Origin of the sequence: Pseudomonas sp. Tn43, from assembly GCF_014192635.1 — a bacterium.
Classification (GTDB): domain Bacteria; phylum Pseudomonadota; class Gammaproteobacteria; order Pseudomonadales; family Pseudomonadaceae; genus Aquipseudomonas.
On the sequence record NZ_JACHYG010000006.1, the window covers coordinates 410,590 to 418,176 of the forward strand.

Sequence of the window (7,587 nt, forward strand, 5' to 3'; positions counted from 1 at the left end):
CACCATGTCTGTCTCTACAACCCATGTCCCCGGTGACGAGCTGCTGCTCACCAGGGAGACGCCCATACAACGTCGCCGGGTACGCGCCGCCTGGCTGTTCCTGATGCCAATGTTGCTGTGTCTGACCCTGGTGGCAGCCTGGCCGCTGCTGCGCACATTCTGGTTCAGCCTGACCGACGCCAACCTGGCGGACACCGGTGGCGGAACCTTCATAGGCTTTGGCAATTATCTGTTCCACAACGGTTCCAGCTGGTCGGGCATTCTGGTCGATCCGCAATGGTGGAATGCGGTGCGCAACACCTTGCATTTCACCGTGGTATCGGTGGGGCTGGAAGTCGTACTGGGGCTGCTGGTGGCGTTGCTGCTGAACATCAAGTTCACCGGCCGTTCGCTGGTGCGGGCGATGATTCTGATTCCCTGGGCGATTCCAACCATTGTCTCGGCGAAGATCTGGTCATGGATGCTTAACGACCAGTTCGGCATCATCAATCACCTGATGCTCAGCCTTGGCTTGATAGAGGTCCCTCTGGCCTGGACGGCCGATGCGGATTTGTCGATGTGGGCGGTGATCATCGTCGATGTCTGGAAGACCGTCCCGTTTGTCACGCTGCTGATGTTGGCCGCGTTGCAGATGTTGCCAAGCGATTGCTACGAAGCCGCCAGGGTCGACGGCATTCATCCACTGAAGGTGTTCTGGCGTGTCACGCTGCCCCTGCTGATGCCCGCACTGCTGGTAGCGGCGATCTTCCGCATCCTCGACTCGCTGCGGGTGTTCGATGTGATCTATGTGCTGACCTCGAACTCGTCGAGCACCATGAGCATGTCGGTGTATGCCCGCCAGCACCTGGTGGAGTTCCAGGACGTCGGTTACGGCAGCGCGGCCTCAACGCTGCTGTTCCTGGTGGTTGCGGTCATCGCCCTGCTTTATCTCTACCTCGGACGCCGTCAACTGGAGGTCCGCTCATGAACCTGCGCCTACTGAAAAAAGCCCTGTTGCGCCTCGGGTTCTGGTGTCTGATCGGGGTGTTGCTGCTGTATGCGGTCTTCCCTTTCTACTACGCCATCGTGACGTCTCTGAAGCCGTCCAGCGCCTTGTTCGAGGTGAGTTACTGGATTGAAAACCCCGACTTCTCCAACTACGCGGCGGTGCTCAATCAAGCCTCATTCCTGCGGGCGATCGGCAACTCGCTGGTGGTTGCGCTGTGCGTGGTGACCCTGGCGCTATTCCTCAGCCTGACCGCCGCCTATGCCTTGGGCCGGGTGAAGTTTCGGGGGCGTGGCACGGTCTTGATGATGGTTCTTGGTGTGTCGATGTTTCCACAGGTCGCGGTGTTGTCGGGGCTGTTTGAAGTGATCCGCGCGCTAGGCCTGTACAACACGTCGTGGGCATTGATTCTGAGCTACACGATTTTCACCCTGCCCTTCACCGTCTGGGTGCTGACCACGTTCATGGGACAACTGCCCCATGAACTGGAAGAAGCGGCAATCATGGATGGCGCCTCGCCCTGGGTCACGCTGACCCGCGTGCTGTTGCCGCTGCTCTGGCCCGCACTGGTCACCACCGGCCTATTGGCCTTCATCGCCGCGTGGAACGAGTTCCTGTTTGCCCTGACCTTCACCCTCACCGACACCCAACGCACGGTGCCGGTCGCTATCGCCCTGATCTCCGGCGGCAGCCCCCATGAGTTGCCTTGGGGGTTGTTGATGGCTGCATCGGTGGTGGTCACCGTCCCACTGGTGATTCTGGTGCTGATCTTCCAGCGCCGAATCGTTTCCGGTCTCACTGCCGGCGCGTTAAAGGGTTGATGCCCAACAAAGACAAGGAACAGCATCGTGATCAAATTGAAACTGGACAACGTGAACAAACAATTGGGCGGCGCGCGAATTCTTCGCGACGTCAGCCTGGAAATCGCGGCGGGTGAATTCGTGGTGTTCGTCGGCCCTTCGGGCTGCGGAAAGTCGACCCTGCTGCGACTGATCGCCGGCCTGGATTCGATCTGCGGCGGCGACCTGCTGATCGACGGGCGTCGGGTCAACGACCTGGAGCCCCGCGAGCGTGGCGTCGGCATGGTGTTTCAGTCTTATGCGCTGTACCCGCATATGAGCGTCTACGACAACATCAGTTTTGGTCTCAAACTGGCCAAGACGGACAAGGCCAGCCTGCGCGAGCGCGTACTGAAAACCGCGCAAATCCTGCAACTGGACAAACTGCTGCAACGCAAGCCAAAAGAGCTGTCCGGTGGGCAACGTCAGCGTGTGGCCATGGGCAGAGCCATGGCGCGGGAACCGGACATTCTGTTGTTCGACGAACCGCTCTCCAACCTGGATGCCTCCTTGCGGGTGCAGATGCGCAACGAAATTGCCCGACTGCATGATCGGCTCGGCTCGACCATGATCTACGTCACCCACGATCAGGTTGAAGCGATGACCCTGGCCGACAAAATTGTCGTGCTCAATGGTGGTCGCGTAGAACAGGTCGGTTCACCGCGTGAACTCTATGAGCGCCCGGCCAGCCGCTTTGTCGCCGGTTTTCTCGGTTCGCCCAGAATGAATTTTCTGTCGGCGCGCCTGCAGACGCCAGGCGAAACCAGCCTGGTCGATACCCTCGTGTGGGGTGTCACCTCCCTGCCCTTCGACAGCTCGAACCTGGCGGCCGGCACGCAGCTGACTCTGGGGATTCGCCCGGAACACGTGTCGCTCAAAGCGGTGGACGGAACTGCCGGCGTCGTGGTGATCGCGGTCGAATACCTGGGCAGCGAAACCTATGTGCACCTGGAGACAGGTCAGGACGAACCACTGATCTGTCGTTGCGAGGTCAGCGCCGGATGGCAAGCGGGCGATCGGGTTGAGCTGCAACTGGACATCGACAACCTGCACCTGTTCGACGCCGACGGCACGGCCTTGAGCCGTCATCCACACGCCATTGAAACCCTGCCGGCTGGCGTCCCTCAGCGCTCGGCACGAGCAAGCGCCCTATGACTGTGTCTTTGAATTGCATGAGTGTTCCAATGTCCGCTGCCCTTGAGCTTGCGCAACAGGCGCTGAATGACGGTTTGTCTCGCGTCATCGATGATTATCGTCCCGGTTATCATCTTGCCCCTCCCGTGGGCTGGATGAACGACCCTAACGGGGTGGTGTACTTTCGTGGCGAATACCACGTGTTCTATCAACATCACCCCTTCGACGCGAAATGGGGCCCGATGTATTGGGGGCATGCCAAGAGCACCGATCTGGTCCATTGGCAGCATCTGCCCATTGCGCTGGCGCCCGGCGATGACTTTGACCGAGACGGTTGTTTTTCCGGCAGCGCGGTGGTGTGTGGCGATACCCTGGCACTGATCTATACCGGGCACACCTGGCTGGGGGACGTGGGTGACGAGCGCTCGATCCGTCAAGTCCAGTGCCTGGCCACCAGCAGCGACGGCATCCGGTTCGTCAAGCATGGCGCCGTCATCGAGACCGCGCCGCACGATTCGATCATGCACTTTCGTGACCCCAAGGTATGGCAGGAGGATGACGGCTGGTACCTGATTGCCGGCGCACGTCTGGGCGATAAACCGTTGCTGCCGCTGTACCGTTCCACGGATCTGCACGTCTGGGAGTTCCTCAACTATGTGGCCAGCGGCAGCGCAGGCGATGGCTATATGTGGGAATGTCCGGACCTGTTCCGGTTGAACGGACGCCAGGTGCTGCTCTACTCCCCTCAAGGCATGCAACCCCAGGGTTACGATCGACTCAACAAATACCAGACCGGTTATCGAGTGGGCCAACTCGACAGCGAATGGCACTTCAACGGCGGGCCTTTTATCGAGTTGGATAACGGCCACGATTTCTATGCCGCGCAAACGCTCCTGGCGGCCGATGGCCGGCGCCTTGTGTGGGCGTGGCTCGACATGTGGGAAAGCCCGATGCCGAGCCAGGCCCATCACTGGTGCGGCATGCTCGGCGTGCCACGCGAACTTGAACTGCACGCCGATCGCCTTTGCGTGTATCCGGCACGGGAGCTCACCGCGCTGCGCATGGCGCCATTGCCGGGCGCGCCTTGGTGGGAGGGTTCGGGAAGCCGGTGGGTGCCGGAAGTGAATGGCCAGATGCTCGAAATTCATGTGCATCTGGATTTGCGTGATTGCACCCACGGCCACCTCGGAATCGCCTTGCGTTGTAGCGACGATGGCCAAGAAGAAACCCTGCTTTATTACGATGCATCGTTGCAACGTCTGGTGCTTGACCGCAGTCGCGCGGGTGCGCAAGTCACTGGCCAGCGCAGCGTGGCGATTGACCCGACACAAGAACGACTGGAACTGCGGGTGTTCCTCGATCGCTCGTCCATCGAGGTGTTCGACGAAAACGGACGCTTCAGCCTCAGCAGTCGGTTCTATCCGCGACCCGACAGCCTGGGCGTGAAGCTGTTTGCCAATGGGAGTGGTGGCCGTGTCTCGATTCCCAAGGCGTGGCCTCTGGCCTCGGGATGGCTATGAGCGGCGTCATTCGAGTCGCGGGAAACCCGGGCCCTGTGTCATGATCCTGCGTCAACCTGACCGGCCTCGCCTCGCATGACTTCAGTGAAAGACGTTGCACAGCTGGCCGGCGTGTCCCTGATGACGGTTTCTCGAGCGCTCAACAACCCGGAAAAACTGAGCCCAGAAACCCTTCAGCGGGTGCGTCGCGCCATTGACGAACTGCAATTCGTACCGAGCCTGTCGGCGCGCAAAATGCGCGGCGACAACCTCCAGTCGCGCACCATCGGTGTGTTCGCGCTGGACACCGCGACCACACCGTTCGCGGTCGAGTTGCTGCTGTCCATCGAACAGACCGCGCAGCAGGCGGGCTGGAATGTGTTCATCCTCAACCTGTTGAGCAACCCGCCGACCGACCAGAACATCGACTTGATGCTGTCGCACCGTCCCGACGGGTTGATCTTCAGCGCCATGGGGTTTCGCCAGGTGTGCATTCCCGAACGCTTGAAGAGCAAACCCCTGGTGCTCGCCAATTGCCTGGCAGATGACAGTCGCCTGGTCAGTTATGTGCCCGATGACGAAATGGGGCAGTATCGAGCCGTCCATCACGCGTTGAGCCAAGGCTATCGGCGTCCGCTGTGTATCAACTTGCCCAAACAGAGCCTGGCCTGGGGCTTGCGACAAAAAGGCCTGCAGCGTGCCTGTCAGGCATTTGGCCTTGCGCCTGAGGCGCTGCTGCAATACGACCTTTCCGATCACGACGCCTATGGTGAAACCGCAGCCATCCTCGACCGGCACATCATCGAGGGTCGCCCGCAATTCGACATCCTGATCTGTGGCAACGACCGGATTGCCTTTTGTGCCTATCAGCTGTTGTTGGGCCGAGGTCTGAAAATTCCCGCCGATGTCGCCGTGCTCGGCTATGACAACATGATCGGCATTGCCGAACTGTTCATTCCGCCGCTGACCACGGTGCAATTACCGTACTACGAGATCGGTCGCAATGCGGCCCGGCACCTGATTGAGGCCCTTGAGGTAGAGGGAGCCCAGAGCGTTGATTGTCCATTGGTGGTCAGAACGTCGTTGTGAGCCATCAACCCCCTTTACCGAGGGCCAGCGCTCGGTAAAGGGTTGAGTGTTTACTACGGAACGAAGTTATTACCGGCATCCGATTCACCACCAATTTCCCCCAGCATCATGACTGTTGCTCATGATCGCTGCCACGCCGCGCCCTCTCGCCTCATCCCGCCTCCCCTCCCGAGTAGTCCGAAACTCCCACACCGTCTGGGAGTATCCGCCGATGCGCAATACCTGGCGCTTATCCATAGTTGCGACCAAAGGTCAACGGTCAGGCCTAGATGACCGCAACTGCCCAGGTAAACGTAATGACTATTGAAGAACAAAACTCATCGCTGACCATTGCTCTGAGCGTGGTCGGGAGCGGCGCGAGCGTTTCGCTGGACGAAACATCCGGGTTGCAAAATGCCACCGCCACGCCAGCCCCATCGGGCGACGCTGACGACAATGACATTCTGGTGGCCTCCCTGCCCTCGACCTTCGCTACCCGTTTGACCGCCCTGGGCGCCGGTACCGCAACGGGGGCAGCGTTGAGTGGTTATACCGGTGCCGTGGGCAACACAGGCAGCAATGCGTTCACCGTCACCCCCGACCCCGGAGCCACCATTACCAATATCAGCTTCGTCGACAGCAATGGCGCACCACTCAATGGTCTGGACAGTGGCCTGGATACCCTCGATGGCACCAGCATCCTTCTCTACACGGATGCGAACAACGACAATATCGTTCTGGGCCGGGCCGGTGGCGCTAATGGCACGATCGTGTTCGCCGCCTACATCGAAGAAACCGGATCGCCGGTCTCGGGCGGCAAGATCTGGACCGTGGAGTACCAACCGCTCAAGCATACAGATACGGCGAATCCCGATGATTCGCTCAATCTGCTGAATAAGGTGTTCATCGGAGCCAGTCAGGACCTGGAATTCAGCCTGGCCAATGCCCCCTCCGGGCAGAACCTGTTCCTGATGTTCACCAAAGCGAACCCGGCAACTGAAACGGTCAATGGTGTCGTGCGGATCACGGACCCCACCATCATCGCCACCGGAAAGAACCCCGCGGACCAGTCAAGCGGCGCCAATATAACGACTGGCGACACCATCAATACCAGCCAGGCGGGTGGCCCGACCACCTTCGGCACCAACAACCAGATGATTACGGAACAGGAAGGCATTCGTTATTCGTTTGTCACGGGTGCCCGGCAGGATATGACCATTCCAAATCTGGATCAGAACGAAGCAGATATTGAATCCAATATCGATTTTACCGGCGTCTTCAATGCGAAGATGGCCAATTTCGACGTCGTACAGCTGCAAAGCGGCAAGAGTGCCGTGGTAAAAATCAGTGCATTCAACACCGCTGTTGAATCTGGCGCGAACTTCATTAACGGTTATGTGGGTGATACGTCGGTTGCCATCACCAATGTTCGGGTTTTCAACATCAGCACCGGGCAGGTGATCGAGAACTCAAACGGATCGGTGAATGATCCGAGCATTAACATTACCTTTTCTGGTGGCGTCGCAACCATCACCGGCGTTAAAGCCGGCTATCAGATTGAATACACCACAACGTCGGATCACAACCGCGTGCTCATCGAGAACGGAGCGGCCCTCGATGCCAAGGGCACTGCCCATGCCGATTTTGATATCGGTGGTTTCACGCTGGTCCAGGCCTCCATTTCGAAAACCGAAATCGGCTCCAAAATGATTTTCGAGGACGACGGGCCGACCGCGACCGGTACCGCCGTGACCGGAACCGTCGACGAGGACGGTCTGGCCAATGGCATTGCCGGGGGTACGGGCGACGTGGCTGGCGAGGCGACCACGGCCGGTGGCAGCGTGACCGGTATCTTCCAGTCGGGCGCCGACACGCCGCTGACCTATGCCTTGTCGAGTGACACCAGCGGCTTGCCGGCGCTGAGTTCGGGCGGGGTGGCGCTGGTGTACAGCGTCGTGGGCGGCACGCTCACCGCCAAGGCCGGCGTAGCCGGTGCCGACGTGTTCACCTTCAGCCTCACCGCCGCGGGTGTGTACAGCTTCACCCTGCTCAAGCCGCTGGA

General features: G+C 59.7%; 6 protein-coding genes. All 6 read left to right on the forward strand.

Translation table 11 applies throughout. The annotated features are described in order from the left end of the window. Positions 1-4: 4 nt before the first annotated feature. A complete protein-coding gene (locus FHW68_RS18410; RefSeq protein WP_183682084.1) occupies positions 5-967 on the forward strand; it encodes a carbohydrate ABC transporter permease in 963 nt (320 codons plus the stop codon). Next, complete coding sequence (locus FHW68_RS18415) at positions 964-1,806, forward strand: carbohydrate ABC transporter permease (RefSeq protein WP_008074255.1); 843 nt, start codon at positions 964-966, stop codon at positions 1,804-1,806. Before FHW68_RS18410 ends, FHW68_RS18415 begins: the two co-directional genes overlap by 4 nt. A gap of 27 nt (positions 1,807-1,833) precedes the next feature. Next, positions 1,834-2,979: an ABC transporter ATP-binding protein gene (locus tag FHW68_RS18420; RefSeq protein WP_095630544.1), complete on the forward strand. Its 1,146-nt coding sequence runs from the start codon at positions 1,834-1,836 to the stop codon at positions 2,977-2,979. Next, positions 2,976-4,478 carry a glycoside hydrolase family 32 protein gene (locus tag FHW68_RS18425; protein WP_183682087.1) on the forward strand — a complete coding sequence of 501 codons (1,503 nt, stop codon included), beginning with the start codon at positions 2,976-2,978 and terminating at the stop codon, positions 4,476-4,478. The genes FHW68_RS18420 and FHW68_RS18425 overlap by 4 nt, the downstream gene beginning before the upstream one ends. A gap of 75 nt (positions 4,479-4,553) precedes the next feature. Then, positions 4,554-5,546, forward strand: coding sequence for a LacI family DNA-binding transcriptional regulator (locus tag FHW68_RS18430; RefSeq protein ID WP_095630542.1), 993 nt, complete (start codon positions 4,554-4,556; stop codon positions 5,544-5,546). 296 nt (positions 5,547-5,842) lie between these two features. Continuing rightward, positions 5,843-7,587: DUF5801 repeats-in-toxin domain-containing protein (locus FHW68_RS18435; protein WP_409258761.1), on the forward strand; the 1,745-nt coding region annotated here is incomplete at its 3' end.

Bases quoted from the DNA above. Each gene is read 5' to 3' on its own strand.
- FHW68_RS18410 (WP_183682084.1), top strand. From the start codon at position 5: ATGTCTGTCTCTACAACCCATGTCCCCGGTGACGAGCTGCTGCTCACC.
- FHW68_RS18415 (WP_008074255.1), top strand. From the start codon at position 964: ATGAACCTGCGCCTACTGAAAAAAGCCCTGTTGCGCCTCGGGTTCTGG.
- FHW68_RS18425 (WP_183682087.1), top strand. From the start codon at position 2,976: ATGACTGTGTCTTTGAATTGCATGAGTGTTCCAATGTCCGCTGCCCTT.
- FHW68_RS18430 (WP_095630542.1), top strand. From the start codon at position 4,554: ATGACTTCAGTGAAAGACGTTGCACAGCTGGCCGGCGTGTCCCTGATG.